Source organism: Kribbella sp. NPDC059898 (assembly GCF_042730855.1).
In the GTDB taxonomy this organism is placed as follows: Bacteria; Actinomycetota; Actinomycetes; order Propionibacteriales; family Kribbellaceae; genus Kribbella.
Genome location: NZ_JBHWKR010000003.1, coordinates 245,048 through 269,534, shown reverse-complemented (window position 1 = coordinate 269,534; position 24,487 = coordinate 245,048). Strand labels below are relative to the sequence as shown.

The 24,487-nt window shown below is 69.7% G+C and carries 33 protein-coding genes and 1 pseudogene; 18 read left to right on the top strand and 16 right to left on the bottom strand.

Going from position 1 to position 24,487, the window contains the following annotated elements; all coding sequences use genetic code 11:
• Window positions 1–6 precede the first annotated feature (6 nt).
• The 7 genes from ACFV9C_RS11445 (at window position 7) to ACFV9C_RS11415 (ending at window position 5,410) form a co-directional block, all read left to right on the top strand.
• Window positions 7–966 (top strand): serine hydrolase domain-containing protein, encoded by a 960-nt coding sequence (locus ACFV9C_RS11445; RefSeq protein ID WP_380192748.1) that lies wholly within the window; start codon window positions 7–9, stop codon window positions 964–966.
• Between the two features lie 101 nt (window positions 967–1,067).
• Complete coding sequence (locus tag ACFV9C_RS11440) at window positions 1,068–2,228, top strand: serine hydrolase domain-containing protein (protein ID WP_380192746.1); 1,161 nt, start codon at window positions 1,068–1,070, stop codon at window positions 2,226–2,228.
• A 113-nt stretch (window positions 2,229–2,341) separates the two neighbouring features.
• A complete protein-coding gene (locus ACFV9C_RS11435; protein ID WP_380192745.1) occupies window positions 2,342–2,917 on the top strand; it encodes a hypothetical protein in 576 nt (191 codons plus the stop codon).
• A 138-nt stretch (window positions 2,918–3,055) separates the two neighbouring features.
• The gene (locus tag ACFV9C_RS11430; RefSeq protein WP_380192743.1) at window positions 3,056–3,382 is read left to right on the top strand and encodes a YciI family protein; all 327 of its coding nucleotides are present in this window, start codon (window positions 3,056–3,058) and stop codon (window positions 3,380–3,382) included.
• Entirely contained in the window at window positions 3,379–4,602 is a 1,224-nt protein-coding gene (locus ACFV9C_RS11425; RefSeq protein ID WP_380192742.1) for an RNA polymerase sigma factor, read from the top strand. Before ACFV9C_RS11430 ends, ACFV9C_RS11425 begins: the two co-directional genes overlap by 4 nt.
• Before the next feature lie 63 nt (window positions 4,603–4,665).
• Window positions 4,666–5,094, top strand: a complete 429-nt coding sequence (locus tag ACFV9C_RS11420) for an SRPBCC family protein (RefSeq protein ID WP_380192740.1) — start codon at window positions 4,666–4,668, stop codon at window positions 5,092–5,094.
• Window positions 5,087–5,410 (top strand): ArsR/SmtB family transcription factor, encoded by a 324-nt coding sequence (locus ACFV9C_RS11415; RefSeq protein ID WP_380192738.1) that lies wholly within the window; start codon window positions 5,087–5,089, stop codon window positions 5,408–5,410. Before ACFV9C_RS11420 ends, ACFV9C_RS11415 begins: the two co-directional genes overlap by 8 nt.
• 164 nt (window positions 5,411–5,574) lie before the next feature.
• On the opposite strand, the gene ACFV9C_RS11410 is transcribed toward ACFV9C_RS11415, so the two are convergent.
• The 4 genes from ACFV9C_RS11410 to ACFV9C_RS11395 form a co-directional block, all read right to left on the bottom strand.
• Window positions 5,575–6,327, bottom strand: a complete 753-nt coding sequence (locus ACFV9C_RS11410; RefSeq protein WP_380192736.1) for a DUF3626 domain-containing protein — start codon at window positions 6,325–6,327, stop codon at window positions 5,575–5,577.
• Window positions 6,327–6,803 (bottom strand): NUDIX domain-containing protein, encoded by a 477-nt coding sequence (locus ACFV9C_RS11405; protein ID WP_380192735.1) that lies wholly within the window; start codon window positions 6,801–6,803, stop codon window positions 6,327–6,329. Before ACFV9C_RS11405 ends, ACFV9C_RS11410 begins: the two co-directional genes overlap by 1 nt.
• Before the next feature lie 2 nt (window positions 6,804–6,805).
• Window positions 6,806–7,201 (bottom strand): tautomerase family protein, encoded by a 396-nt coding sequence (locus ACFV9C_RS11400; protein ID WP_380192733.1) that lies wholly within the window; start codon window positions 7,199–7,201, stop codon window positions 6,806–6,808.
• 154 nt (window positions 7,202–7,355) lie between these two features.
• On the bottom strand, window positions 7,356–7,520 hold the full coding sequence (locus tag ACFV9C_RS11395; protein ID WP_380192732.1) for a hypothetical protein: 165 nt from the start codon (window positions 7,518–7,520) through the stop codon (window positions 7,356–7,358).
• On the opposite strand from ACFV9C_RS11395, the pseudogene ACFV9C_RS11390 reads away from it, so the two are divergent.
• The 3 genes and pseudogenes from ACFV9C_RS11390 to ACFV9C_RS11380 all read left to right on the top strand — a co-directional run.
• Window positions 7,486–7,737: pseudogene (locus ACFV9C_RS11390) on the top strand (NUDIX domain-containing protein); the annotation flags it as partial. The gene ACFV9C_RS11395 and the pseudogene ACFV9C_RS11390 overlap by 35 nt on opposite strands.
• Window positions 7,738–7,865: 128 nt before the next feature.
• Entirely contained in the window at window positions 7,866–8,747 is an 882-nt protein-coding gene (locus tag ACFV9C_RS11385) for an aldo/keto reductase (RefSeq protein ID WP_380192730.1), read from the top strand.
• Between the two features lie 50 nt (window positions 8,748–8,797).
• Complete coding sequence (locus ACFV9C_RS11380; protein WP_380192728.1) at window positions 8,798–9,499, top strand: HAD family hydrolase; 702 nt, start codon at window positions 8,798–8,800, stop codon at window positions 9,497–9,499.
• Here ACFV9C_RS11380 and ACFV9C_RS11375 read toward each other — a convergent pair.
• Complete coding sequence (locus tag ACFV9C_RS11375) at window positions 9,456–10,160, bottom strand: TetR/AcrR family transcriptional regulator (RefSeq protein WP_380192726.1); 705 nt, start codon at window positions 10,158–10,160, stop codon at window positions 9,456–9,458. The two genes, ACFV9C_RS11380 and ACFV9C_RS11375, sit on opposite strands and share 44 nt — an antisense overlap.
• Window positions 10,161–10,243: 83 nt before the next feature.
• Between ACFV9C_RS11375 and ACFV9C_RS11370 the strand changes: the two genes are divergently transcribed.
• The gene (locus tag ACFV9C_RS11370) at window positions 10,244–11,140 is read left to right on the top strand and encodes an NmrA family NAD(P)-binding protein (protein WP_380192723.1); all 897 of its coding nucleotides are present in this window, start codon (window positions 10,244–10,246) and stop codon (window positions 11,138–11,140) included.
• Between the two features lie 27 nt (window positions 11,141–11,167).
• Here ACFV9C_RS11370 and ACFV9C_RS11365 read toward each other — a convergent pair whose 3' ends face one another.
• The 3 genes from ACFV9C_RS11365 to ACFV9C_RS11355 all read right to left on the bottom strand — a co-directional run bounded on the left by ACFV9C_RS11365 (window position 11,168) and on the right by ACFV9C_RS11355 (window position 13,191).
• Entirely contained in the window at window positions 11,168–11,716 is a 549-nt protein-coding gene (locus ACFV9C_RS11365) for an isochorismatase family protein (RefSeq protein WP_380192722.1), read from the bottom strand.
• 59 nt (window positions 11,717–11,775) lie between these two features.
• Window positions 11,776–12,066: a DUF1905 domain-containing protein gene (locus ACFV9C_RS11360; RefSeq protein WP_380192720.1), complete on the bottom strand. Its 291-nt coding sequence runs from the start codon at window positions 12,064–12,066 to the stop codon at window positions 11,776–11,778.
• A 177-nt stretch (window positions 12,067–12,243) separates the two neighbouring features.
• The gene (locus tag ACFV9C_RS11355) at window positions 12,244–13,191 is read right to left on the bottom strand and encodes a helix-turn-helix transcriptional regulator (protein ID WP_380192719.1); all 948 of its coding nucleotides are present in this window, start codon (window positions 13,189–13,191) and stop codon (window positions 12,244–12,246) included.
• 64 nt (window positions 13,192–13,255) lie between these two features.
• Between ACFV9C_RS11355 and ACFV9C_RS11350 the strand changes: the two genes are divergently transcribed.
• The gene (locus ACFV9C_RS11350; RefSeq protein WP_380192717.1) at window positions 13,256–14,215 is read left to right on the top strand and encodes a helix-turn-helix transcriptional regulator; all 960 of its coding nucleotides are present in this window, start codon (window positions 13,256–13,258) and stop codon (window positions 14,213–14,215) included.
• Between the two features lie 84 nt (window positions 14,216–14,299).
• Here ACFV9C_RS11350 and ACFV9C_RS11345 read toward each other — a convergent pair whose 3' ends face one another.
• The gene (locus ACFV9C_RS11345; protein ID WP_380192715.1) at window positions 14,300–14,629 is read right to left on the bottom strand and encodes a hypothetical protein; all 330 of its coding nucleotides are present in this window, start codon (window positions 14,627–14,629) and stop codon (window positions 14,300–14,302) included.
• Between the two features lie 18 nt (window positions 14,630–14,647).
• Between ACFV9C_RS11345 and ACFV9C_RS11340 the strand changes: the two genes are divergently transcribed.
• Window positions 14,648–15,163, top strand: a complete 516-nt coding sequence (locus ACFV9C_RS11340) for a hypothetical protein (RefSeq protein WP_380192714.1) — start codon at window positions 14,648–14,650, stop codon at window positions 15,161–15,163.
• 31 nt (window positions 15,164–15,194) lie between these two features.
• Here ACFV9C_RS11340 and ACFV9C_RS11335 read toward each other — a convergent pair whose 3' ends face one another.
• From ACFV9C_RS11335 to ACFV9C_RS11325, 3 genes are read right to left on the bottom strand one after another with little or no spacing between them, the layout of a single operon-like run.
• The gene (locus ACFV9C_RS11335; protein ID WP_380192713.1) at window positions 15,195–16,016 is read right to left on the bottom strand and encodes a hypothetical protein; all 822 of its coding nucleotides are present in this window, start codon (window positions 16,014–16,016) and stop codon (window positions 15,195–15,197) included.
• The gene (locus tag ACFV9C_RS11330) at window positions 16,016–16,441 is read right to left on the bottom strand and encodes a nucleoside deaminase (RefSeq protein WP_380192712.1); all 426 of its coding nucleotides are present in this window, start codon (window positions 16,439–16,441) and stop codon (window positions 16,016–16,018) included. Before ACFV9C_RS11330 ends, ACFV9C_RS11335 begins: the two co-directional genes overlap by 1 nt.
• Window positions 16,431–17,246 (bottom strand): LLM class flavin-dependent oxidoreductase, encoded by an 816-nt coding sequence (locus tag ACFV9C_RS11325; RefSeq protein WP_380192710.1) that lies wholly within the window; start codon window positions 17,244–17,246, stop codon window positions 16,431–16,433. Before ACFV9C_RS11325 ends, ACFV9C_RS11330 begins: the two co-directional genes overlap by 11 nt.
• Before the next feature lie 94 nt (window positions 17,247–17,340).
• On the opposite strand from ACFV9C_RS11325, the gene ACFV9C_RS11320 reads away from it, so the two are divergent.
• The 3 genes from ACFV9C_RS11320 to ACFV9C_RS11310 are packed head-to-tail and all read left to right on the top strand — an operon-like array spanning window position 17,341 to window position 19,436.
• Complete coding sequence (locus tag ACFV9C_RS11320) at window positions 17,341–17,802, top strand: Lrp/AsnC family transcriptional regulator (RefSeq protein ID WP_380192709.1); 462 nt, start codon at window positions 17,341–17,343, stop codon at window positions 17,800–17,802.
• 18 nt (window positions 17,803–17,820) lie between these two features.
• Window positions 17,821–18,660 carry a hypothetical protein gene (locus ACFV9C_RS11315; RefSeq protein WP_380192708.1) on the top strand — a complete coding sequence of 280 codons (840 nt, stop codon included), beginning with the start codon at window positions 17,821–17,823 and terminating at the stop codon, window positions 18,658–18,660.
• Window positions 18,657–19,436 carry an SDR family oxidoreductase gene (locus ACFV9C_RS11310; RefSeq protein ID WP_380192706.1) on the top strand — a complete coding sequence of 260 codons (780 nt, stop codon included), beginning with the start codon at window positions 18,657–18,659 and terminating at the stop codon, window positions 19,434–19,436. The genes ACFV9C_RS11315 and ACFV9C_RS11310 overlap by 4 nt, the downstream gene beginning before the upstream one ends.
• Here ACFV9C_RS11310 and ACFV9C_RS11305 read toward each other — a convergent pair.
• Window positions 19,423–19,863 (bottom strand): MarR family transcriptional regulator, encoded by a 441-nt coding sequence (locus tag ACFV9C_RS11305; RefSeq protein ID WP_380192704.1) that lies wholly within the window; start codon window positions 19,861–19,863, stop codon window positions 19,423–19,425. The two genes, ACFV9C_RS11310 and ACFV9C_RS11305, sit on opposite strands and share 14 nt — an antisense overlap.
• Window positions 19,864–19,914: 51 nt before the next feature.
• Between ACFV9C_RS11305 and ACFV9C_RS11300 the strand changes: the two genes are divergently transcribed.
• Window positions 19,915–20,688 (top strand): alpha/beta fold hydrolase, encoded by a 774-nt coding sequence (locus ACFV9C_RS11300; protein WP_380192702.1) that lies wholly within the window; start codon window positions 19,915–19,917, stop codon window positions 20,686–20,688.
• Here the strand turns inward: ACFV9C_RS11300 and ACFV9C_RS11295 are convergent.
• Complete coding sequence (locus tag ACFV9C_RS11295; protein WP_380192700.1) at window positions 20,678–21,106, bottom strand: OsmC family protein; 429 nt, start codon at window positions 21,104–21,106, stop codon at window positions 20,678–20,680. The two genes, ACFV9C_RS11300 and ACFV9C_RS11295, sit on opposite strands and share 11 nt — an antisense overlap.
• Window positions 21,107–21,138: 32 nt before the next feature.
• On the bottom strand, window positions 21,139–21,789 hold the full coding sequence (locus ACFV9C_RS11290) for an SDR family oxidoreductase (RefSeq protein ID WP_380192699.1): 651 nt from the start codon (window positions 21,787–21,789) through the stop codon (window positions 21,139–21,141).
• Window positions 21,790–21,806: 17 nt separating this feature from the next.
• Between ACFV9C_RS11290 and ACFV9C_RS11285 the strand changes: the two genes are divergently transcribed.
• Window positions 21,807–22,592: an alpha/beta fold hydrolase gene (locus tag ACFV9C_RS11285; RefSeq protein ID WP_380192698.1), complete on the top strand. Its 786-nt coding sequence runs from the start codon at window positions 21,807–21,809 to the stop codon at window positions 22,590–22,592.
• Here ACFV9C_RS11285 and ACFV9C_RS11280 read toward each other — a convergent pair.
• Complete coding sequence (locus ACFV9C_RS11280) at window positions 22,557–24,437, bottom strand: propionyl-CoA synthetase (protein WP_380192697.1); 1,881 nt, start codon at window positions 24,435–24,437, stop codon at window positions 22,557–22,559. The two genes, ACFV9C_RS11285 and ACFV9C_RS11280, sit on opposite strands and share 36 nt — an antisense overlap.
• Window positions 24,438–24,487 lie beyond the last annotated feature (50 nt).

Genomic DNA, 24,487 nt, shown 5'->3' with positions numbered 1-24,487 from the left:
GGGTTCATGGACTTCTCGGGCCTGGCTGAGCAGATAGCGCAACACGGGCTGCCGGGTTTGGCGCTCGGGGTCTGTACGGCGGACTCCGTGCTGTGGTCGGGCGGGTTCGGCGTCACGCGGGCCGGTGGGGGCAGGCCGATCGGTACGGACACCATGTTCAGTGTCCAATCGTGCTCCAAGATGTACACAGCGACGGCGGTGCTGCACGCCGTACGAGAAGGGCTCGTCGAGCTGGAGGTACCGATCGTGCGGTACCTGCCGGAGTTCCGGGTGCGGAGTGCGTTCGAGGAACACCCGGAGCGGCGGATCACGATGCGGCATTTGCTCAGTCATACCGCGGGATTCACCCACGAGGCGCCGGTCGGGTCGAACTATCTGGTCGGGCGGGAATCGTTCGAGGCGCATTGCCGGAGCATTTCCGAGACCTGGTTGCGTTTTCCGGTCGGGCACCGTTTCGAGTACTCGAACCTCGGTATCGACCTCGCCGGGTACATCGTGCAGCGGCGCAGCGGTTTGCCGTTCCACGAGTACGTACGGCGGTCGTTGTTCGAGCCGCTCGGGCTGCGGCGGACGTCGTTCGACTCGCGGGTGATCGAGCGCGAGACCGACCGGGCGATCGGGCATTCGAAGGGGTACTCGCGACGGCCGGTCCGGGTGCCGATGGTTGCCGCGGGCGGCGTGTCCACGTCCGTCGCCGACGCGTGCCGGCGTTCCGGTGCGCGGGCACAGCGGCGGCGGTTTCGGGTTTCTGTCGGACATGTATTGGGATCCGGAATCGGGATTCGGCGTGGTCGTACTGACGAATTCCACGGATCATCCACTGCAGTGGAAGGTCGCCAGCGACAGCGCGGTTGCGGAAGGAGAACGGCGTCCACCTGTTCGACCACTGGGGCGGCGGGACCTATCGGCTGCGTGAGCACCAGCCCGGTTTCTACCTCTCCTCCAACGGGGAGATGCTCGACCTGACACAGGTGCCGCCGACGTACGCGAACGTCCGGCTGCACGAATTGTCGGAACGGCGTGCTTGAGTTCGTTGACTGGATCTGGCCCGGCGAATGGAGACGATGATGTTTTCGGCGAAGCGGTTGACACGGTTGCGCGCGTTGCTGGAGCGACGCGTCGAGTCCGGCGCCGTGCCGGGCGCCCTGGTGGTGCTCGCGCGCCGCGGTGAGGTGCATGTCGAGTCAGTGGGCACGCTCTCGTTCGACAGCTCGAGCCCGGTGATGGCGACCGACACGATCGTCCGGCTGGCGTCGATGTCGAAGCCGATCGTGGCCGCCTGCGCGATGACGCTGATCGAGGACTGCACGCTGCGCCTCGACGACCCGGTCGACGACCATCTCCCCGAGCTGGCAGACATGCGCGTGCTGGCCGATCCGACCGGGCCGGTCGAGGACACCGTTCCGGCGGCGCGGCCGATCACGGTGCGCGACGTACTGACGTTCACCATTGGGACCGGCATGGCGCCCGAGGGGGCGCCGATCGGCGACGTGCTCAACTCGCTCGGCCGGCCGAGCCTGGACGAGTGGGTCGGGCTGCTCGGCAAGGTGCCGCTGGTGCATCAGCCCGGCGAGCGGTGGATGTACGACTCCGCTGCCGCCGTGCTCGGCGTACTGATCCAGCGGGCCACCGGGCAGACGTTCGGTACGGCGCTACGCGAGCGGATCCTGGAGCCGCTCGGGATGAAGGACACCGGGTTCAGCGTGGACCCGGCGAACTTCGACCGGTTCGCGACGGCGTACGACCACGAGGACGGGCCGGACGGAGCGGTCGTCGAGGACGCCCCGGAGACCGGGTACTGGAGTAGGCCGCCGGTGTTCGAGAGCGGTGGCGGCGGGCTGGTGTCGACGGCCGAGGACTACCTGACGTTCGCGTCGGCGATGCTGGCGGGCGGCACGTACCAGGGCACGCAGATCCTGTCGCGCGCGGCGGTCACACTGATGACGAGCGACCAGCTCTCGCCGGAGCAGCGGGCGGTGTCCGGCTTCTATCCGGGGTACTTCGCGTCCACGAGCTGGGGCCTCGGCCTCGGGGTCGCCACCGATCGCACCGGGCTGGGGCCGTCGGCCGGGAGCTACGGGTGGAACGGGTTCTACGGCACGGCCTGGTACAACGATCCGGCCGAGGAGCTGACCTCGATCCTGATCCAGCAGCGCGCTCACGCCGGCGATCCGCTGCTCCCGTTCCAGCGGGACTTCTGGACCACGGTGTACCAGTCGCTCACCTAAGGAACGGCAAAACCTGACCTGTCCTGCCGGGTCTGCCCGCTCTTCGGTCGTATCGTCCGAAAGAGGTGCCGGTTCACACCGAGCCGGAGATTCACGAACGGGGAACCAGTTTTATGCGCAGGTCCGTACTGACTACTGTCCCGCTGCTGCTCATCGCGCTGTTGCTCGGTGGCTGCGGTGGCTCTACGAAGAACAACAGCTCCTCCGCCACCACGCCGTCGAGCGGCGCGAGCCAGCCGGCCGCGGGAAGCACCCCGTCGGCGTCGACCACGGCGGCCGCTGACACCTGCCCCGCGAGCAACACGAAGTCGTTCGCGAAGACGAAGTTCGTGGCGCACGTCGGACTCGCCGCGGGCAGCTTCCACCGCTGGATCTGGAAGCCGTACAAGGCCGGCACGTTCGCGAAGGGCGCGCACGGCCGGCTCAAGGCGACCATCAAGGCCGGTCTGACGGCGGCGTTCATCGCCCACGAGGTCAAGGTCGCCAGCGACGACGTGAACGCGAGCCCCGCGCTCTGCAAGGTCCTGAAGAAGCCGCTGGTCGCCCTGGGCAACCAGCTGGACGGCCTGAAGAGCAAGATCACCGGCGGCGATCTGTCGAGCCTGGACGGCGTCAACACAGCGATCGCGGGCGTCACGACGCTCAGCGACAAGAACGGCGCCCAGATCACCGAATCCTCCCAGAACTGAGGGGTCCCCTCCCCCTCGACGGCCTGTCCGGCGGATACCTTCGCCGGACAGGCCGTGACTTTTGTGCGCGCGTATGTCGGACTGCGGTGGTGCGGTTCGTTGGGTGGGTGTACGCAGTCTTGGTGAAGGGAGATGGTGATGCAGTACCTGATTTCGGTGGTCGATCATCGGACCGGCTCGGCGACCGAGGAGGAGATGACGGCGATCACCGCGTTCAACGAGCAGCTGGTGGCCGACGGGCACTGGGTGTTCGCGGGCGGGCTGAGCGCGCCGAGCGACGCCACGGTGATCGACGCGCGCGGTGACGGGCCGCCGATCTTCACCGACGGGCCGTTCCTGGAGTCGAAGGAGTACCTGGCCGGGTTCTGGGTGTTCGAGGCGCCTGATCTCGACGTGGCGCTGAAGCTCGCGACGGCCGCGTCGAAGGCGTGCAACCGGCGGCTCGAGGTGCGGCCGTTCCTGTGAGCGCTGTCGAGGAAGTGATCACCCGGGCGCACCGTGAGGAGTGGGCGCGGGTGGTCGCCTCGCTCGCGAAGCGGTTCGGGGACCTGGACATCGCGGAGGAGTCGGCCGCCGAGGCGTTCGCGACCGCGGTCGAGCGCTGGCCGCTGGACGGCGTACCGCCGAACCCCGGCGCCTGGCTGACCACCACCGCGAACCGCAAGGCGATCGACCGGATCCGCCGCGAGAACAAGCGCGACGACAAACAGAAGGAGGCCCAGATGTCGTACGACGACCAGCCGGAGCCTCTCGGGGTGATCGACGACGAGCGGCTCCGGCTGATCTTCACGTGCTGCCACCCGGCGCTGGCGATGGAGACCCGGGTCGCGCTGACGCTGCGGATGGTCGGCGGGCTGACCGTGCCGGAGATCGCCCGGGCGTTCTTCGTCCAGGAAACCGCGATGGGTCAGCGGATCACCCGCGCGAAGGCGAAGATCAAGGCGGCCCGGATCCCCTACCGGGTGCCGGCCGCCGAGGACCTGCCGAGCCGGGTGTCCGGCGTACTCGCGGTGCTGTTCCTGGTGTTCAACGAGGGCTACCTGGCGACCGGTCCGGACACGGATCCGGTGCGCGGTGAGCTGACCGGTGAGGCGATCCGGTTGACCCGGTTGATCCGGCTGCTGCTTCCGGCCGACGGCGAGGTCGCGGGGCTGCTCGCGTTGATGCTGCTCACCGAGGCGCGCCGTACCGCGCGCGTCTCGCAGACCGGTGAGCTGGTCTCGCTCGACGAGCAGGACCGGGGCGCGTGGGACCCCGCGATGATTGCCGAGGGCCACCAACTGGTGCGGGAGCGGATCGCGAGCCGGATCGCGCCCGGGCGGTACCAGATCCTGGCGGCGATCAACGCCGTACACACGTCGGCCCGGGACGTACGGGACACGGACTGGTCGCAGGTGGTCGCGCTCTACAGCCAGCTCGCGCGGGTCGACCCGTCCCCGATCGTCACGCTCAATCGCGCGATCGCGGTCGCGGAGCTGGACGGGCCCGAGGTCGCGCTGGCGATCGTCGACGGGCTCGCCGACAAGCTGTCCGGGTATCACCCGTACCACGCGACCCGTGCGGACCTGCTGCGCCGGATGGGTCGCAGTGGCGAGTCGCGGGCGGCGTACGACGCGGCGATCGAGCTGTCCGGGAACACCGCCGAGGTGGCCTACCTGACGCGGCGGCGCGATCAGTTGGCGTGAGCTGGGGTTGCCTTCAACGTCTTACTATGAGGTAATGCATTACCGCATGGTAAGGAGATGGTGATGGCTGATGTGACCCGTGGGATCACGATCCCGCGTCCGCCGAGCGTCGTCTGGCGGCAGTTCGGGGCCGAGGAGGCGCTGCGGCGGTGGCTCTCGCCGACGCTGACGATCGACCTCCAGGAAGGCGGCGAGTACCGGATGCTCGGCGCCGACGGCGAGACCTGGATCAGCGGCGTCGTACTCGAGCTCGTCCCCGAGGGACGGCTCGTGCTGTCGTGGCTCGAGGAGGACGCGGGCTGGACGCATCCCGGGCGGCTGGTGGTCGAGCTGCACGCGGCCGGCGACGGGACGGAGGTGTCGCTGACGCACGACGGGTTCGCCGGCATCGGTACGGCGACCTGGCGGCGGACCCGGGACGCGTACACGCGCGGTCTGACCGAGCACCGGGTCCTCGAACAGCTCGCGGACGCGGTGAGCAGCGTTGCCTGACGAGTCCGCGGACCCGTTCCGGGCGATCGCGGACCCGACGCGCCGGCGGATCCTCGAACTGCTGATGGAGCGCCGGTCGTTGACGGTCGGCGAGCTGGCGGCGGAGTTCCCCGAGCTCGTGACATCAGGGATCTCGAAGCATCTGATGACGCTGCGCGCGGCCGGGCTGGTGGTCGCGGTGAAGGCGGGGCGGCACCAGCACTACCGGATCGACGACGGCGGCCTCGACGCGGCGTTCGGCGCGTGGATCTCGACGTACGACTCGTACTGGTCGAACGCCCTGACCAAGCTGCACGACCTGTCCGTCGACGACTAGTACCACAGCCGCACTTCGACCGCCGGCACGGCTTGCTGTCGCCTCACCGGAATCTTTTGGCCAGATAGCGGCAACCTTGTTCCGCAGTACATGAGTCGGAGCCAGCTCCGTAGCGAGGCCGCCGGCGGTGGGCCCGCGGCGGATTGCCGGCTACCGGCGGCCGATCACGAAGTACGGCTCTGGTACTGGGCGCGCCCGTAGCGGGCGAGGCAGTGCCAGACGTACTTGATCGCCTGGGGCGGGTGCTCGCGCGCCGGGTTGCCGAGCAGGTACGGCGTCAACTCGGGGCCGAGCTGTTGCGCCAGCGCGACAGTCTCCGGACCGCGGTACGCCGGGTCGAAGGTAGCCGGCGTACCGCGGAAACCGGGGTGGTATTCGATCGGGCAACCGAGCTCAGACGCCGCCGCCTCGATCGGCGTACCGGCGAACGACGGGTCGAGAACCACCGCGTCGACATCGGCCGCGAACTCCACCGGCCCGTGGATCTGCGCCTCGACGTAATCGTCCAGGTCGTCGGAGCGCGCGGCGTCGGCCAACGCGCACAGCTCCGGCAGCGTTTCCCGTCCGCCGCAGTCCTCGGGGGCGAACGCCGAATCGGGAAAGCAGAACGTCGCCCGCTCGACCACCTCGGGTTTCAGCCGCAAGTACGACGACCCGAACCGGATCGCGCCGCCGTACGCATCCTCCCGCCGGTTCCACACGCCGTAGACCGGCCGAGCCGCCCCCGGCTGCTCGTCGTACCGCCCGCCGAACAACCGACTCTCCCACCGCCACCGCTCCCCACCCGGAAACGCGGTCAGCCCACCATTGGAAATCCCAGTGGCGAACTGCGACCGATAGACCCCGTCCCCCACCATCGCCTCAACCACCGTCCGCGCCCCATGCGGCCAGTTCGGATGAAACTGCACACTCAGCATCAGGCCGGACCCGTCTCACGTCCGTCGGCGCCGACCGTGATGAAGCGCAGCGTCCGATCGTGCCGGCCGACGGACAGCCAGTGCGTGAACGCGATCCGCGCCGTCACCGGCATCTCCAGGCGGGGATCCTCCTCCAGGCCGAACCACGCGAGGTCGCCCTCGGCGCACTCCGCCGGTACGGTCGCGGTCGCGTCGAGGCCGGCGGTGAAGTAGTACGTCGTGCGGATCTCGGCGCCGGTGTCGCGGACGGCGACGTACCGGAGCGCCAGGTCGGTGAGTTGGTCAGGCGTGACGCCTAGCTCCTCCTGCAGCTCGCGGAGGGCGGCGGCTGTCGGATCCGTGAGTTCGCCCGGTTCGAGGCGGCCGCCGATGCCGACCCAGGAGTCGGCGATCGCGCGCGAGCCGCGGCGGTACAGGAGCAGGACGTGACCGTCGCGGACGAGGTACAGCGACGTCAGGTGGCGTGCCGCGTGCATTGTCAGACGTTGATGTTGAAGGCGAGGTCGAGGTCGGAGGCTGCTTGGCCGGCTTGGATGCCCCAGTTGGTGGTGGGGAGGTCGCGGACCAGGATGGTGATGTGGTCGGCGGGGATGCCGAAGGGCTTCAGGTTGGTGACGATTTCGGTGTAGAGGGACCGCTTGGCGTCGATGGAGCGGCCGGCGAAGCAGTCGATGCTGACCAGGGTGAAGTACTCGGGCTGGGTCAGGCGCGGGGAGCAGGCGAAGCGGTGGGGTGCGTGGACCACCAGCCGGACGTCCTTGTCCTGCGGCGGGATCTGGAACGCGGTGACCAGCGCGTCGTGGACCGCGTCGATCAACCCTGCCTCGTCGGCCTCGGAGTACTCCCGGCGGATCTCGATCTGTGCACTCGGCATGGCTCCAGATCCCACCACGAACGAGCCGCTCGCGGCGAGCGAAATATGTCGGTGCGGCCCAGCGCACTCGATCCCCATGAAGATCCCACGCGGCGCCGCCGTCGTCCTGCGGTCCGGCAAGGTCCTGATCGTGAAGCGATACCTCCGGCTCGAGTCAGCCGCGGAGTGTGTGATGTGCGAGTACGCCGACGTACCGGGCCTCGGAGTGCCGCGCCCACCGGTATGCCGCGCTCCCGGGCGGGCACGTCGAGCCGGGCGAGTCCGCTGCCGCCGCCGCGCTCCGGGAGCTGACCGAGGAGACGACGCTCACCGGCACCATCGACAAACTCCTGTGGACCGGAAGCCACAACGGCCGGCCGGCGTACTACTTCCGGATCAAGGACGTCACCGGCGTACCGGAACTCTCCGGCGACGAAGCGATCGAACACTCACCGACCAACCACTTCGAACTGCGCTGGGCCGATCCCGCCGAACTGGAAGCGTTCGGCATCTACCCACCCGACCTACTGCCGAGACTGGCCGCGATCATCCGGTGACTCTCGCCGGAGAAGCACAAGAAATATGGCGGGAAAGTGTGGACGAATTTCCCCGGAGGATTTATCCTGGCCGAATGCAGAATTCACAGGGAAATGCCTCGCTACCATTAAACTTATCATCGGAAATTGTGGAAAGCAAGTCCGGGGAATTCTGGCAGCTCGGGGCCGACCGGGTCCGGCGGATCGGCTTCGGCGCGAAGCGGCTCGCGGGGCCGGGGCCGGCCGACGGGGCGGACGTGCAGGAGCGGGCAATCGCGCTGTTGCGGCGCGCCGTCGAGCTAGGCGTGAACCACATCGACACCGCAGCGTTCTACCCCAGTCACGGTGCGGCCGGCGAGACCGCGTTCGAGAGCCTGGACTGGGCGAACGACGTGATCCGGCGGGCGCTCGCGCCGTACCCGGACGACCTGGTGATCGCGACCAAGGTCGGCCCGACGAAGCACGGGCTGGCCCGGCCGGACGAGCTGCGCGGGCTGGTCGAGGCCGATCTGCGGGCGCTCGGTGTCGACACGCTCGATCTCGTGTACCTGCGGCAGATGCGGCTGGATTCGATCGCCGAGCATTTCGGCGCGCTGGCCGAACTCCAGGCCAAGGGCATGATTCGGCAACTCGGCATCTCGAATGTCCGGGTGCCGCATTTGCACGAGGCCCGCGAGATCGCGCCGGTGGTCGCGGTGCAGAACCGGTACAGCGTCGGATTCGGGCGGGCGAACGACGAAATCCTGCAGTTGTGCGGTGAACTCGGCATCGCGTTCGTCCCGTTCTTCGCGGTCACGGCCGAGTCGCGCGAGGCGGGCGGCGTACCGGCGTCCGATCCGGTGCGCGAGATCGCCGCGCGGCACGGGGCGACCGACGCGCAGGTCCGGCTGGCGTGGACGCTCAGCCGCGGCCCGAACGTACTGGCGATCCCGGGCACGTCCAGCGAACGTCATCTCGAGGAGAACCTCCGCGCCGGGGACCTCGCCCTCTCCCCCGACGAACTGACGGCGCTGGACTCGATGGTCGACTGACCCCGATAGGTGCCCGGGCGACGGCTCCCCCGGGCACCTACCATCGTCGGATGCTCAGGACGGTGCTGTTCGACCTTGACGGGACCCTCGTCGATCACGAGTCGGCGGCCGCGGCGGCGGTTGTGGTGTGGGCCGCGGAGTACGGCGTGGCCGGTCCGCAGGTCGTCGCGGAGTGGGCGGGGGTGTCGGACAAGCACTACCGGCGGTATCAGCGGCGGGAGCTGACGTTCCCGGAGCAGCGGCGGTTGCGGGTGCGGGAGTTCCTCGGGGTCGAGGCGAGCGACGCCGAGGCGGACGAGATGTTCGAGAGCTATGTACGGCGGTACGAGGCGGGCTGGGCCGTGTACGACGACGCCCTACCGGCGTTGCGGGCGGTCCGCGCGGCCGGGCTCGGCGCGGTCGTCCTGACGAACGGCAACACCGCGCACCAGACGTACAAGCTCGAGCGGATGGGGCTGATCGCGGAGATCGACGAGCTGATCACCGGCGAGCAACTGCCCGCGACCAAGCCGGACCCGCGGGCGTTCGCGTACGCGCTCGACCGGGTCGGCGCCGGTCCGGACGGGGTCGTGATGGTCGGTGACTCGCTCGAGAACGACATCCGCGGGGCGCAGGCAGCCGGGATCCGGGCGGTGCTGATCGATCGGAACGACGTGCACGCGGACGTCGACGTACCGCGGATCCGGGTGTTGACCGAGGTGCTGGGCTTCAGCCTGCGAGGCGGCGACGACGGGCTCGCTGCCGGCAGGTAGCGCCGCAGTAGCGCGCCGGCCGGCCGGTGGACCGGAGCGGGAGGACGGCGCCGCACTCCTCGCAGCGGTCGTCACGAAAGGGCTGTTCCGTGACAGTCGGGCGCAGGCTGTCGAGGACGAGGCGAACCAGGCTCAGGCCGGCTGACCGGTCGTGGCGGCCACGGAGGATCGCGGCACATCCGACGGTGAGTGCGACGACGTCGTCGCGGTCGAGGTCCGCGCGCACGCCACCGGATCGCTGTGCGGCGTACAGCAGCGCGGTCAGGACCTGATGAAAGCGTTGCACGGAAGCGGTGAGCATCGGATGCGGCCAGCTCGCGTCCCCGGCGACGACATCGCAGATGTGGCCGCCTTTGTCGGTCTTCTCCACGACCACCTGCAGGAATTCGAACAGCGCCTGCGTTGGTGGGAGTTGAGCCATCAGCCGCTCGCCGGAGGCGACGAGTCCGTCGAGGTGCTGGACGAACACCGCTTCCAAGAGGGCCTGCTTGGTCGGGAAGTGGCGGTAGACGGTGCCGGCGCCGACTCGGGCGCGGCGGGCGATCTCGCCGAGCGGGACCTCCAGCCCCTCCGCCGCGAACGCCTCGCCGGCTGCAGTGAGCATCTTGGCCCGATTGCGTCGGGCGTCGGCCCGGTCACCACCGTTGATCAGTGTCGTCATGTCACGAAACCCCTTGTGTGCCGCGGCTCAACCGGGTTCAAGTATTCCAGATATCTCCTGAATGCTGGAACGAGAGGGACGACATGACCGGAACGACAGTCGTGGTCAGCGGGGCTACTGGGCGCCAGGGTGGGGCTACCGCTCGCCGCTTGCTGGCGGATGGGTGGCGGGTACGGGCGTTGGTGCGCGACAAGGCGGCGCCGGCGGCCGAGGCGCTCGCGGCTGCGGGTGCTGAATTGGTCGTTGCGGATTTCGACGAGCCGTCGACGCTGGTGCCGGCGTTGGAGGGGGCGGGCGGGTTGTTCGCCGTACCGCCGGCTGTCTACGGGCCGGACGGGAGCAACCCCGAACTGGAATTCGCCCGCGGTCGGGCGTTGGCTGATGCGGCGGCGGCCGTGGGAGTTCGGCACGTGGTGTTCACCGGCGTCGCCTCGACGTCCGGTGAGGCGTTCGCGGCACCAGGGAAGCGGCGTACGGAGCAGTACCTACGCGAGCACCTCCCGCTCGTCACCGTCCTCCGCCCGGTGCGGTTCATGACGAACTACCTGGCGGCTCCCGGGCTCGGGCTCGACGGCTTCGTTGACGGGGTCCACCGGCACCTCTTCACACCGGACGAGCCGCTGCAGATCATCGCCGTCGAGGACATCGCGGTGTTCGCCGCACTTGCGTTCGAACAGCCGGAGCGGTTCGCGGGGCGGACGCTGGAGCTGGCCGGCGACGAACTCACCCCGGTCGAGGCCGTCGCCGCGATCGCCGAGGCGACCGGAGTCCCGCTGCGGTACGAACAGCTCACCCAGGACGAGGCCGCCGCGCTCAACCCGGAGATCGCCGAAACCCGTCAACGCTGGAGCGCCGGCCAGCGGTGGCACGCGGACATCGAGGCGCTCCGGGTGATCCACCCCGGCCTCCGTACCTTGGCCGACTGGCTCGCCGAGTCCGGCACCGCCGCCCTCCTCGCCGGTCCACTCCGCACACCCTGACGCTGGGTCAACCGGTGCCGCCCCCGGTCAGAAGGTGACCTCGTCGGTTTGCTTCACGGCTGCGGTACGGTCGGGCGCGCGGTGGTTGGCCCAGTAGAGGTTGGTGTGGGCGATGACCTTGTCGGGCGTCGGCGCGCCCCACTCGGACAGGTCCTCGGTGGTGTGCGCGTCGCCGACCAGCGTCACGTCGTACCCGCGGACCATCGCGCCGTGGATCGTCGAGCGGATGCACTCGTCGGTCTGCGCACCGCTGACCACCAGGTGGCCGATGCCGGCGTCGGCCAGCACCTGCTCCAGGTCGGTCGCCTCGAACGAGTCGGCGTACGTCTTGTGGACAAGGGCCTCCGAGTCGTCGCGGGACAGCTCCGGGACGAGCTGCCACTCGTCGGAGTCCTTCGCGAGGCCTTCCCCGGAGTGCTGGACCCAGACGACCGGCACTCCCCCGGCCCGCGCCTTGCCGATCAGGGTGCCGATGTTGGCGACCACCTCGTCCCGGTCGTACGCCTCACCGACGACACCGGTCTGTACGTCGACCACCAAGAGAGCCGTGTTCGGCCGCTCGGACAGCGTGGACATGCGCCGCTCCTTTCACCTGAACCTGTACGACGCGAACGCTAGCCGGGTCCGCCGACAATTCAGTGCCGCAACCGCAGCCGCACCGTCGGTATGTCGCCGTCGTCCAGATCCTCCGCCCTCCGCACCGAGGCCTTCACCGGCAGGAGGTACCGCCCGTCCTTCGGAAACATCGAGGTCGCCCACACACTCCCCCCGATCTCCGCGATCACCGGGATCATCCCCCACCCGTACGAAACCTGCCCCGCCTCCGCCTCGAAGTACCCACACTCCTCCTCCGGCACCGTCACGAAATACCAGGGCGCCGGCCCCCGCCAGTACCAAATCTCCCCCACAAACTCGATCTCGTTCACAGCCGCTCCTACGAAGTCGTCCGCTCACCCGAAACACCGGCCGCCCGACGTACGAGCGTTCCAGTGCCACGCCTCCACCCGACAGTCTGTCGACCGCGATACCCGTGGCCGGTGAGTGCCGCGCCGAGTATGCCGCGGGTGAGTAGGGCGAGGCGGTTGTCTGAGCCCAGGTGAGCATCAGGTGAGGGTGCTGGCGGCTAGGAGGCGTTGGGAGAGGGTGCGGGAGGCGGATTGGAGTTCGGGGCCGGCGAGGATTCGGTAGGGGGCCTGGATGGCGGTCAGTTGGGCGGCGTACCAGGTGGGCTCGTCGGTGCTGGCGAGGAGGCGGGTGTGGGTTTCGTCGATCGGTTCCAGGCGGCCCATGCTGCGGGGGATCCAGCAGGCGGTGTCGTCGCGGGAGGCGTCGATCTCGACCTCGATGGGGTACTTCCAGCCCATCGCCAGGTGCTCCTCGACCATCGCCAGCGGGTCGAGGTCGGCGGGTGGGGTGAAGTCGGTGGGTTGAGGGTCGACGCGGCTGATCCGGTCGACACGGAGGACCCGCTGCGCGTCCTTGGTGTGGGACCAGCACAGCAGGTACCAGCGGCCGCGGCGTACGACGACCGCCCACGGGTCGACGTCCATCGGGAACTCGCTCTGGTGGCGGCGGTACTGGATGGTGATCCGGCGGCACTCGGTGCTGTGCGAGACCAGCGCGGCGGTGATCTCCGGGTCGGGCGTCCGGGCGCCGGGATCGGGGCCGCGGGCGCTGACCCGGCGGACGGCGTCGGTGGCGCGGGCGACGGGTTCGGGCAGGACGCGGATGATCTTGCCGAGCGCGGTCTCGACCGGGTCCGCCGTACCGCGCGGGCCTTCGAGGATCGCCATCACCAGTCCGAGGGCCTCGGTGGGGCTGAACATCAGCGGCGGCAGCCGGAGCCCGCGGCCGACCCGGTAGCCGCCGTTCGGTCCGCGCATCGACTCGATCGGGATGTCGGCCTCGCGCAGGATCGCGACGTACCGGCGGGCGGCGCGTTCGGAGACGCCGAGCTTGTCGCCGAGTTGTTCCGCGGTGATGCCGGGCCGGTTCTGGATCAGCTCCAGCACCATCAGGGTGCGCGCGGTCGGGCTCACGTCGTACGCCATCGTCCACCATTCCGGAAGAAGTCCGTCCGGTTCCGAGGGTAGCCCAGTCTGGGAGGATCGACGGGTGCGGGCGGATCGGTTGGTGGCGGTGCTGTTGCTGATGCAGGCCCGCGGGCGGGTGACGGCGGCCGAGGTCGCGGCGGAGCTGGAGATCTCGGTGGCGACCGCGCGCCGTGATCTGGAGGCGTTGTCCACAGCCGGCATCCCGGTCTATCCACAGCCCGGTCGGAACGGCGGTTGGCAGCTGGTCGGCGGCGCCCGTACCGATCTCAGCGGCCTGTCCGCGACCGAGGCACAGGCGCTGTTCCTGCTCGTCGGCCCCGCGGCGTCGATCGCCCCGGACGCGAAGGCCGCGCTCCGCAAGCTGGTCCGCGCGCTGCCGGACACCTTCCGGGAGCACGCGCAGGCAGCCGCTGAGGCAGTCGTCATCGACCCGGCGCGCTGGGGTGAACACGTGAAGGAACGGCCGGAGCTGGTACGCCGCTTGCAGGACGCCGTCGTACGCCGCGAACGCGTCCGATTGGTCTACTCCGGCCGCGGCCGCGACCCGTCCGAACGTGTCGTCGACCCGCTCGGGCTCGTCGACAAGGACGACGTCTGGTACCTGATCGCGGGGACGGCCAACGGTCGGCGGACATTCCGCGTCGACCGGATCGACACCGCCGAACCGACTGGCGACTCCTTCGAGCGACCGGCCGACTTCGAACTGTCATCGGCCTGGGCCGAGATCGTCGAACGGATGGAGGAACGCCGATCGGGGCTGACGGCAACAGTGCTGATGGACCAGCGGTTCGTCTGGGTGATGCAGGACCGGCTCGGCCGCAACTGCGAGCTGGACGGCACGGTCGGCGACCGCGTCCGGGTGAGGGTCACCGCGCCGACGCCGTTGATGATCGCGCAGCACCTGGCCGGCTGGGGCGGGTCGATCGAAGTCGTCGATCCACCGTCGGTACAGGCCGAGCTGGCACGTCTTGGCCGGGAATTGACCAACCGGTATGCCTCGGTGGACCACCCGGGTGAGTAAGGTGCCATGGTTCAGCGTGTCCCGATCAAGCCTCAGGAACCATTCGTGACCACATCCCCTCCCCAGCCGCCGCAAGGCCCGTACTCAGGTCAGCCGGACGGTTACGGCCCGCCACCGCAGCAGTTCCCGCAGTACGGCCAGCCCGGCCCGCAGGACCAGCAGCAGGGCCAGCAGTACGGCGGCCAGCAAGCCCCGCAGTACCAGGGCCAGCCCGGGCCGTACCAGCAGCCGTACGCCGGTCAGCCGGGCCAGCAGGCTCCGCAGTACGGCCAGTACCAGCAGCCCGGTCAGCAGGGCCAGTACCCGGGCCAGCAGGGCCAGTCGTTCCCGCAGCAGGCGTACGCTCCGCAGGGCCAGATGGTCTGCCGTTTCTGCGGCGGCTACCCCGCGGCCGAGGCGACCGTCCGCGGCCACCAGGGCATGATCATCCTGATGCGCTTCCTCAAGCTGCAGGGCCCGTTCTGCCGGACCTGCGGTGTCGCATCGGTCCGCGACATGACCTCGAAGAGCCTCTGGCAGGGCTGGTGGGGTATCGGCTCGTCGATCATCAACCCGATCACGATGCTGATGAACATCGGCCCGATGCAGAAGTTCAAGAAGCTCCCGGAGCCGACGCCGGGTCCGGGCCGGCCGATGGATCCGGGCAAGCCGCTGTTCCAGCGCCCGGCGATCGTGATGCTGCTGGTGCCGTTCGCGGTCATCGCGCTGCTGATCGTCACGAATCTGAACTCGGTCGAGAACAAGGCCCAGGTCGGCGCCTGCGTCGTCAACAAGGGCACGTCGAGCAGCCCGGACGTGAAGGTCGTCGACTGCAGTTCGTCCGACGCGGAGTACCGGGTCATCGACAAGCTCAACTCCACCGACGAGAGCCAGTGCGGTGACAACGCCGACGCGACGTACGTCGACGAGAAGGCCGACTACACGCTCTGCCTCGCGAAGATCAAGTGAGTACGGCGGGGTCCCGCGACCGGGACCCCGCTCAGTCCCGTTGCCACTCGTACGCCGCGGCGAGCCGATCCCACTCCGGCACGCCGCCGGGCAGCGGCCACCCGCGGGTACGGACCGCGAAACCGTCCGACACCAGACTCGCGAACGCACGCACCAGCTGATCCGCGACCCGCTCGGCGCCGGGCCTCCCGGCCGCCACCTCCCGCTCGACGGAGGCCATCGTCTGCTCGTGCTGCTCGGTCGCCGAACGGATCACCTCGGCGTGCTCGCCGGGCGGCATCGCCAACGACAGTTGCACGACCGGCGGCTCGATTCCTTCCGCTTGAGCAGCCACGAGCCGGCAATGCCCGTCAAGGACCAGCCAGCCGTCGAGCGCGCTCACCCACCACAGCAGCACCGGCGGCAGCGTGCCGTCCGCAGCCTGCTTGCGGTACGCCTTCACCCGCCCGGCGTCGTCCGGCGGCAGCTCACGCAGCGGCAACAGCCCGTTCCAGCCGTCACCGAACCAGTCGAGGTACGCCGCCGGGTACTCCCGGACCAGGTCGCTGCGCATGCTGTACGCCGGAAGCGGCCGCGCCTCCAACGCCCAACTCCCTGCGTGCAAGGGCCCGGCCTCGGACGCCCGCAGCCACTCCTGGTACCTGTGCGTCCAGCTAGGCTCGCGTCGCACCAGGTCAGCATGCAATGGCGGCAATGGCGACTCGTAGAGACCCGTCCGGTAGACGTCGAGCCCGTAGGTGTGCAGGTCGCCCTTGGCCAGTAGTACGACCTGCTCCCGCTGGCGCAGCAGGATGCGCTGCCCAGACGTGACCTCCAGTCGCAGTGCGGGCAGGGCCGGCTTCGTTACCTCCATCAGCTGTAGTAACCGTCCACGGGGACCCGGGCCTCGTCGTACAGCGCAGGGCCTTCCAGCGGCACGCCTGTGAAGTTGCCTGTGGTCTTCAGGCCGTTCAGCTGCTCCCCCGACAGTGCGAACACGACCTTGCCCAGGCCGGAGCGAGCCAGGGCGCCTGAGCACATCTCGCATGGCTGGCAGCTCGTGTACATCGTCGTGCCGGCTGCTGCCTCTGGCGTCAGGTGCTGCGCGGCCCACACCGCCAGCTTCAGCTCCGGGTGGAAGCTGATGTTGCTCTCGCTGGTCGTGGTGTTGTGGTCCTCCGCGAGCACGTCGCCGTCCGGGCCGACGAGCAGCGAGCCGAACGGCGGGTCGCCGGCCTCCCGCGACGCCACGGCCAGCGCGATCGCTCGGCGCAGGAATCCTTCTGCTTCAGGTGTCACGTCGTCTCCAGTTCTCCACAATCGTTGCCAACGCCTGCCACGCCGTCTCCGGCCGTTCGGTCTCCGCCGGATCGCCGACGAACGGATCGAGTACGACGCTCCCGGCGCCGAGCTCCCGCAGTACGGCGAGGTCCCGCAGTACCTGGTCGACCGATCCCTCGCCCGCGATCCGCTCGTCGTCCGGCAGCGGGTCGCCGGTCAGCCGGAGCAGGATCCGCGGCGCGAACCCCGGCACCGGCCGGTCTGCCTCCGCCGCCAACGCCCGGAGCCGCGCCAGGCCCGACCGCAACTCGGGAACAGTCTGCCGCAGCGGGTGCCACGCGTCGGCGTACCGCACGCTCCGCCGGAGTGCCGCCGTACTGCTGCCGCCCACCCACAACGGGACCAGACCCTCCAGCTCCGCCAGCACCTCGTCGGTACGGCGGCCGCGGGCGGCGTGGTCGGCGCCGAGAGCCTCGAACTCCTGCCGCGCCCAGCCGACGCCGACACCGAGCACGAGCCGGCCGCCGCTGAGCGCGTTCAGGTTCGCCGTCATCCTTGCCGTGAGCAACGGATGCCGGTACGGCGCGATCAGCACCGTGGTGCCGAGCCGGACCCGGTCGGTGATCCCGGCCAGCCAGCTCAGCGTGGTGAACGGCTCGTAGAACGGCTCCGGGTACTGCTCCGCGACGTCCGGCGTGACGACCACGTGATCCGACACCATCAGCAGGTCGTACCCGAGCCCTTCGACGATCCGGGCCCAGTCCCGCAGTCGGGCCGGGTTCGTCCCCGGCCCGAAGTTCGGCACGTTCACCCCGAGTTCCATGCCCATCAGGCTATCCAGGTGAAGGCGTCCGCCTGAAGAGATTCCTCACGGTGCATCAGGCGAAGAGCCGTGGAATCACCGGTAGATTGGCCGGATGACCGAGAGTCTCGATCCGACCGACTGGGCGATCCTCGACGAGCTGCAGGCCGACGCCCGGCTGTCCCTCACCGAGCTCGGCCGGCGGGTGAGCCTGAGCGCGTCCGCGACCACCGAGCGGGTCCGCCGGCTGGAGTCGATCGGCGTGATCACCGGGTACCGCGCCGAGGTCGACCTGACGAAGGTCGGCTACCCGGTGCTGGCCGTCGTACGGCTCAAGTACCCGGGCAACAAGCACGAGCCGCTGCTCCGGCTGCTGACCGAGCGCGGCGAGATCCTCGAGTGCCTGCGGACCACCGGCGACGACTGCTACACGCTGAAGGTGGCCGCGGCGTCGATGCCGCACCTGGAGGAGCTGGTCAACGAGCTGACCGACTTCGGCAGTACGACGACCAACCTCGTCTACTCGCAGACGCAGCGGTACCGCGGCCCGCAAAAGCCGGTGGCCGAACAACCCTGAGGATGAGAGCGTGTCCCGATGCTGACCGTCCTCGGTATCGCCGTCTCCCCCGACCTGCTCGACCGCTGGGTCGACTGGCTCGCGCCGGACGAGCAGCCGTTCTTCCTCACGCAGAATCAGGCGACGGCGTGGCAGCTCGGCACCGACGACCGCGAGCCGAACCGCGAGGACCGCGACACCTACTGGATCTACGCGATCGACCGGAAGGCGGCGCGGACGGCCTGGCTCAGCGAGGCGGCGTACGGCGAACTGCCGAAGGCGACCCGGGCGACGTTGGTGCGTGCGCAGGTGAACTACGGGCGTGGGTCCGTGCCGACCGTGAAGCGGTGGGTCGACGTTGTCGGCGACGGCGTCCGGCAGCAGGCGGACGGGCATCGGTTCGTGTGGTGGAAGTCCTTGCTGCGGGATCCGAAGGCGGTACTGCCGGGCATCGTCAGCAAGGACCTAGGACCGAGTAGGCATGCGGAGGTTCGCCATTGGCCGCTGCAGTTGCCGCGGGTGCGGGAGTTGGCGGGGACGTTTGCGGATGGGAGTGGGCCGAACTGCTTCGGGACGGTGATGGCGGCGTGTGGGGTGGAGGGCGCTGAGCACGTGTGGATGGTGCGCGAGCCGTTCGAGGAGTGGCTGGCGGCGCACACCGAGCGGGGCGGGAGGGACGACGTACCGGGCACGGTCTTCGTGTGGCGGAACGCCGAGGGGCTGGTGGAGCATGCGGGGCTGACGATCGGCGACGGGTGGATGCTGCACAAGCCGTCGCAGGCGTGGAAGTCGCCGCGCAAGGTACGGACGGTGGCCGAGGTGAAGCGCGCCACGCGGACCGCCGGCTGGCGGCTCGAACGCCATAGGGTTGTCATGTGAGGCTGCTCGTCACCGGCGCCGCGGGACTCCTGGGACGGGAACTCCTGCGGGTCGCGCCGCACGACGTCGTCCCGGCGTACCACTCGCAGCCGGTCCCGGGCGGCGTTCAGCTGGACGTACGGCGGCCCGAACAGGTCCGCGACGTGATCCGGGAGGTCGCGCCGGACGGGATCATCCACACCGCGTACAAGCAGGACGACTGGGCGACCACCGCGACCGGCGCGGTCAACGTCGCGCTCGCGGCCGAGGAGGTGCGGCTCGTGTTCGTATCGACCGACGCCGTGTTCGGCTCCCGCGGTACGCCGTACCGCGAGTCCGAGCAGCCGTGCCCGACCACGCCGTACGGCGCCGCCAAGGCAGCGGCCGAGACCGCCGTCTGCGCACTCCGCCCGGACGCGGTCATCGCCCGTACGTCGCTGATCATCGGCTCGGACGGCGCCTCGGTGGAAGAACGCCGGGTACGACGTCTCGCGGCCGGCGAGCCCGGTACGTTCTACACCGCGAACATCCGCTGCCCGATCCACGTCACCGACCTGGCGTCCGCGCTGCTCGAACTTCTACTCGTCGACGTCGCAGGCGTCACGCACGTCGCCGGCCCCGAACCGCTCAGCCGCCACGACCTGGGCCGCCTGATCGCCACCCGCGACGGCCTCGACCCGGACACCCTCCCGTCCGAACCAGGCGCACTGTCGGACATCCGCCTCGACAGCCGCAGTACCCAGAGCCTCCTGCACACCCGCCTCCGAGCGCCGTCGGAGTTCCTCAGCGCTCGGTGAGGAACTCGCGGGAGAGTTGCTCCAGCGCGGTGGTGACGGCGGCGAGGCGGGACGGGTCGTCCGTGCCGAGAGTGGCGGCCAACGCCGGCTCGATGCTGCTGGCCCGGACCTGGGCGAGCCGGTCGGACACGGTCGACGCCGGGCTGACCAAGGCGCGGCGGCGGTCGGTGGGATCGGTGGTGGTGACGACGGCGCCAGCTTCCTTCAGCCGGGCGACCGCGGTCGAGACCTGGCTCTGCGGGAGGCCCGTTCGCGCGGCGATCTCCCCCACCGCGGTCTCCGGATGCCCGGCGACGTCGCTCGCGACGATCAGCACCATCCGCGCGCTCCCGGCGTACCTGCCCGCACCGCCCGGCGGCTCCGGCAACGCGTCCTCGCCGATCTTCATCAGCACCCGCCCGAGCAGGAACAGCTCCACTCCGTTCACGTACCAAATCTACATCACATTCGATACATCGAATTAGATATAGTTCAGGACATGACAGACCTGCACTACCAACTCGAAGGCACCGGACCGCTGCTGCTGATCTCGCAGAGCGGTGAAGGCGACGCCGACCGCACCACGGATCTCGCCCGGCACCTCGTGGACCACTACACAGTCCTGACCTACGACCGGCGCGGCCTCTCCCGGAGCAGGACGTCGGACGCCACCACGATCGCCGGCCACGCGGACGACGTCCATCAGCTGCTCGAGCACCTCACCGACGAGCCGGTCGCCATGCTCGGCTGCAGCCTCGGAGCCGTCATCGGCCTGCATGTCGCCGTGAAGCATCCGGGTCAGCTGCACACGCTGATCGCCCACGAACCGATCGCGCCGTGGCTCCTCCCCGACCCGGCCCCGCACCGCGAGGAACTCGCCGAACTGCGAGCGCACTACCTGGCCCACGGCCTGCAGGCCACCGTCCCGCGGATCGCGCGCGCACTCGGCATCGACCCGGCGAACGGCGAACCCGGCCGTACCGGCTTCCCGATGGACGCGAACCGGATCGCGAACTTCGACTACTTCATCCGCCACGACTTCACCGCCGCGGCCACCGACGAACTCGACCCGGCGAGCATCGGGACCGCCGGCGCACGGATCGTCGCGGCGGCGGGTACGACGACGCCGCACACCGTCTTCGACTACCGGTGCGCGAAGGTCCTGGCTGAACTGCTCGGCCAGGACCTCGAAACCTTCCCGGGCGGCCACAACGGCAACCTGAGCCACCCGAAGGCCTACGCGCAGCGGCTGCGCGACGTCCTCAGTCGGTGACCGTGGTGGTGACCGGGGTGCCGAGTTCGACGGTGCGGCTGACGGTGCAGAGGCGGTCGTGGGACATCTTCACCGCGCGCGGAAGTGCCTCGCGGGCCTTGTCGCCGTCCTCGCCCTCGGGGAAGTGCACGGTGAACTCGATCGCCAGGTTCTGCATCCGGTTGCCCTCGTCGGCGTCGCGGATCTTGTCGCCCTTGACCACCGCGCTGAACTCGGTCGGCTCCGCGCGCCGGCTGACCACGATGTCGACGTCGATCGCCGAGCAGGTGCCGATCGCGGCCAGCAGCAGCTCGACCGGGGTGAAGTCGGTGTCGTCGCCGCCGGAGCCGACCCGGATGCTGCCGCCGCGGGCGTTCGTCACCTCGTAGCTGCTGTTCGCCACGCGCTCGAAGCTGACCTGGCGGAGTGTGTCTGCCATCGTCCCGTCACATTCTGTTGCTTGTGGCAACGTTAGAGGTTCTGCAGGGCGTCGCGGACCGGGGTGTCGCCGGCCACGAGTTCGAGGGTGCGGCCGATCGCGGCCGGGGTGCCGCAGAGGCCGGCCAGCACCAGCGCGACGTCGTCCCGGGTGATCCGGCCGTTCCCGGTCTTGTCGGCGAGGTGCACCAGGCCGGTGCCCGGATCGTCGGTCAGGCTGCCGGGGCGAAGTACCGTCCAGTCCAGGTCGCGGGCGCGCAGGTCCTCCTCGGCCGCCCACTTCGCCTTCAGGTACACCGTGAACGTCGAGTCGTCGGTCAGCGACTCGGCCCGGTCCGCGCCCATCGAGCCGACCTGGAGATGCCGCCGTACGCCGGCCTGCTCCGCGGCGTCCGCGAACAGCGCGGCCGCCCCGCGGTCGACGGTGTCCTTCCGGGCGTTCCCGCTGCCCGGGCCGGCGCCCGCCGCGAAGATCGCGACGTCGGCACCACGCAGTACGTCGGCCACGGCCGCGGCGCCGGCCTGCTCCAGGTCGAGTACGGCGGCCTGTCCGCCGGCCGCGGCGATGTCCGCCTCATGGTCCGGGTTGCGCACGATGCCGACCACCTGGTGACCGTCGGCGCTCAGCAGCCGGGTCAGGCGCAGCGCGATCTGTCCGTGTCCACCCGCAATGACGACTCGCATACCTGCACACTATCTCTGTGCCACACGCCGCAGCTGCCGACGGGACCAGGATCGCCTATCAGGTTCGGGGCGAAGGGCAACCACTTGTGTTGCTGGCCGGTCAGTCGAACAACCACACATGGTGGGATCCGGTACGAACGGACTTCGACAGGGAATTCCGGACGATCACCCTGGACTGGAGAGGTACAGGGGACAGCGACAAGCCCGACGAGTTGTACAGCACGCGGGCGTTCGCGCAGGACGTCACCGCGGTGCTGGACGGTCTCGGGCTGAGCACCGCACACATCTATGGGACCTCGATGGGCGGACGGGTCGCGCAATGGCTCGCGATTGACGCACCGGAGCGGGTCGGCAAGCTCGTCCTGGGCTGCACCTCACCCGGAGCGGTCCACGGGTACGAACGCAGCCAGGAGATCCGCAAGGCGCTGGCCGACCCCGCACGAACCGACCAGGTGTTGCTGGAGTTGATGTACACACCGGCCTGGCTCGCGAACAACCCCGGTCCGTACTACGTCCTCGGCGACAAGAGCATGCCGCCGTACGCCAAGGGCCGTCACCTCGTCGCGAGCAACAAGCACGACGCGTGGAACGGCCTGCCGAGCATCTCCGCGCCGACGCTGATCCTGCACGGCACCGACGACGTCTTCAGTCCGGTCGCCAACGCCCAGCTCCTCGCCGGCCGGATCCCGAACGCGCGTGCCGAGCTGATCGAAGGCGCCCGGCACGCGTACTTCCACGAGTTCCGCGAGGTCGCGAGCCCCGCCGTCCTAGCCTTCCTGGCCGCCGCGCAGGACCGGGCGTAGCGCGTCGAGGACGGCGGCGTCCTCGATCGTCGACGGCACCGGCTCGTCGCGGCCGTCGGCGATCCCACGCATCGTCCGGCGCAGGATCTTCCCGGACCGGGTCTTCGGCAGCGCGTCCACCACCGACACGTCCCGGAACGCCGCCACCGGCCCGATCTCCCGCCGTACGGCGGCCACCAACTCGTCCCGCAGTACGTCGTCGGTGACCGTCGCACCGGCCTTCAGTACGACGAACGCCCGCGGCAGCTGCCCCTTCAACGCGTCATGCACCCCGATGACCGCGCACTCCGCCACGGCCGGATTGCTTGCGACGACCGCCTCGATCGAACCGGTCGACAGCCGGTGCCCGGCCACGTTGATCACGTCGTCGGTACGGCCCATCACGAAGATGTAGCCGTCGTCGTCGATGTAGCCGCCGTCCCCGGTCAGGTAGTACCCGTCGTACTCCTTCAGATAGCTGTCGATGTAGCGCTGGTCGTCACCCCACAGCGTCGGCAGCGCGCCGGGCGGCAGCGGCAGCTTGATCGCGATCGAGCCCTCCTCGTGCGGCAGCAGTTCCTTGCCGTTCAGGTCGAGGATCTGCACGTTCCACCCCGGCATCGGCACGGTCGCCGAGCCCGGCTTGGTCGGCAGCGGTTCGAGCCCGCGCGGGTTCGCGGCGATCGGCCAGCCGGTCTCGGTCTGCCACCAGTGGTCGACGACCGGTACGCCGAGGTGCTCGTGCGCCCAGTGGTACGTCTCCGGGTCGAGCCGCTCCCCCGCCAGGAACAACGTCCGGAACGTGTCCATCGGGTACTTCGCCAGCTCGGCCGCCTCGGGATCGACCTTCTTGATCGCCCGGATCGCGGTCGGTGCGGTGAACAACGCCTTCGCGCCGTGCTCGGAGATCACCCGCCAGAACGCGCCCGCGTCCGGCGTACCGACCGGCTTGCCCTCGTACAGGACCGTCGTCGCGCCGACCAGGAGCGGCGCGTAGACGATGTACGAGTGGCCGACCACCCAGCCGACGTCGGAGGCCGTCCACCACACGTCGCCCGGGCCGATGTCGTACACGTTCCGCATCGTCCAGGCGAGCGCGACGGCGTGCCCGCCGTTGTCGCGGACCACGCCTTTCGGGCGTCCCGTCGTACCGGACGTGTAGAGGATGTAGAGCGGGTCGGTGGCGGCGACCGGCACCGGTTCGGCCGGCTCGGCGACCAGCGAGGCCCAGTCGAGGTCGCGCTCCCCCAGTTGTGCCTCGGCCTGCGGACGCTGGAGGACGATCGTGTGCGCGGGCTGGTGCGACGAGATCGTCAGCGCTTCGTCGATGATCGGTTTGTACTCGACCACTCGGGACGGCTCGATCCCGCAGGACGCGGCGACGATCACCTTCGGGCCGGCGTCCTCGATCCGGGCGGCGAGCTCGCGGGGCGCGAAGCCGCCGAAGACGACCGAGTGGATCGCGCCGAGGCGGGCGCAGGCGAGCATGGCGACGACCGCTTCCGGGATCATCGGCATGTAGACGATGATCCTGTCACCTTTGCTAACACCGAGAGAGCTGAGTGCGCCCGCAAACCGAGCGACCTCGTCGCGCAGCTGAGCGTAGGTGACGGTCGCCGAGCCGCCGGTCACTGGTGAGTCGTAGATCAGTGCGGTGCGCTCGCCGGCGCCGGCCTCGACGTGCCGGTCGAGCGCGTTGTAGGACGTGTTCAGCTCGCCGTCCGGGAACCACCGGAAGATCGGTGCGGCGCTCGCGTCGAGGGCCCGGGCCGGCGGCCGCGTCCAGGTGATCGCCTCGGCCGCCGCCAGCCAGAACCCGTGCGGGTCGTCCAGGCTCCGGCGATAACTCTCGTCGTACACGCCCATGGGCAGGGCCTCCCAACCGTCGGCTGTTCCCCATCGTGGCAGGGTTGTGG

Coding starts and splice junctions, on each gene's coding strand:
- ACFV9C_RS11280 (WP_380192697.1), bottom strand. CDS start 24,437: ATGGGCGTGTACGACGAGAGTTATCGCCGGAGCCTGGACGACCCGCAC.
- ACFV9C_RS11400 (WP_380192733.1), bottom strand. CDS start 7,201: ATGCCGAGTGCACAGATCGAGATCCGCCGGGAGTACTCCGAGGCCGAC.
- ACFV9C_RS11435 (WP_380192745.1), top strand. CDS start 2,342: ATGCGCAGGTCCGTACTGACTACTGTCCCGCTGCTGCTCATCGCGCTG.
- ACFV9C_RS11405 (WP_380192735.1), bottom strand. CDS start 6,803: ATGCACGCGGCACGCCACCTGACGTCGCTGTACCTCGTCCGCGACGGT.
- ACFV9C_RS11395 (WP_380192732.1), bottom strand. CDS start 7,520: ATGGTGCCGGTGAGCGTCGTCTCCTCGGTCAGCTCCCGGAGCGCGGCG.
- ACFV9C_RS11295 (WP_380192700.1), bottom strand. CDS start 21,106: ATGGCAGACACACTCCGCCAGGTCAGCTTCGAGCGCGTGGCGAACAGC.
- ACFV9C_RS11370 (WP_380192723.1), top strand. CDS start 10,244: ATGACCGGAACGACAGTCGTGGTCAGCGGGGCTACTGGGCGCCAGGGT.
- ACFV9C_RS11430 (WP_380192743.1), top strand. CDS start 3,056: ATGCAGTACCTGATTTCGGTGGTCGATCATCGGACCGGCTCGGCGACC.
- ACFV9C_RS11320 (WP_380192709.1), top strand. CDS start 17,341: ATGACCGAGAGTCTCGATCCGACCGACTGGGCGATCCTCGACGAGCTG.
- ACFV9C_RS11340 (WP_380192714.1), top strand. CDS start 14,648: ATGCGCTTCCTCAAGCTGCAGGGCCCGTTCTGCCGGACCTGCGGTGTC.
- ACFV9C_RS11335 (WP_380192713.1), bottom strand. CDS start 16,016: ATGGAGGTAACGAAGCCGGCCCTGCCCGCACTGCGACTGGAGGTCACG.
- ACFV9C_RS11420 (WP_380192740.1), top strand. CDS start 4,666: ATGGCTGATGTGACCCGTGGGATCACGATCCCGCGTCCGCCGAGCGTC.
- ACFV9C_RS11375 (WP_380192726.1), bottom strand. CDS start 10,160: ATGACGACACTGATCAACGGTGGTGACCGGGCCGACGCCCGACGCAAT.
- ACFV9C_RS11355 (WP_380192719.1), bottom strand. CDS start 13,191: ATGGCGTACGACGTGAGCCCGACCGCGCGCACCCTGATGGTGCTGGAG.
- ACFV9C_RS11315 (WP_380192708.1), top strand. CDS start 17,821: ATGCTGACCGTCCTCGGTATCGCCGTCTCCCCCGACCTGCTCGACCGC.
- ACFV9C_RS11300 (WP_380192702.1), top strand. CDS start 19,915: ATGACAGACCTGCACTACCAACTCGAAGGCACCGGACCGCTGCTGCTG.
- ACFV9C_RS11325 (WP_380192710.1), bottom strand. CDS start 17,246: ATGGAACTCGGGGTGAACGTGCCGAACTTCGGGCCGGGGACGAACCCG.
- ACFV9C_RS11290 (WP_380192699.1), bottom strand. CDS start 21,789: ATGCGAGTCGTCATTGCGGGTGGACACGGACAGATCGCGCTGCGCCTG.
- ACFV9C_RS11445 (WP_380192748.1), top strand. CDS start 7: ATGGACTTCTCGGGCCTGGCTGAGCAGATAGCGCAACACGGGCTGCCG.
- ACFV9C_RS11365 (WP_380192722.1), bottom strand. CDS start 11,716: ATGTCCACGCTGTCCGAGCGGCCGAACACGGCTCTCTTGGTGGTCGAC.
- ACFV9C_RS11440 (WP_380192746.1), top strand. CDS start 1,068: ATGTTTTCGGCGAAGCGGTTGACACGGTTGCGCGCGTTGCTGGAGCGA.
- ACFV9C_RS11410 (WP_380192736.1), bottom strand. CDS start 6,327: ATGCTGAGTGTGCAGTTTCATCCGAACTGGCCGCATGGGGCGCGGACG.
- ACFV9C_RS11380 (WP_380192728.1), top strand. CDS start 8,798: ATGCTCAGGACGGTGCTGTTCGACCTTGACGGGACCCTCGTCGATCAC.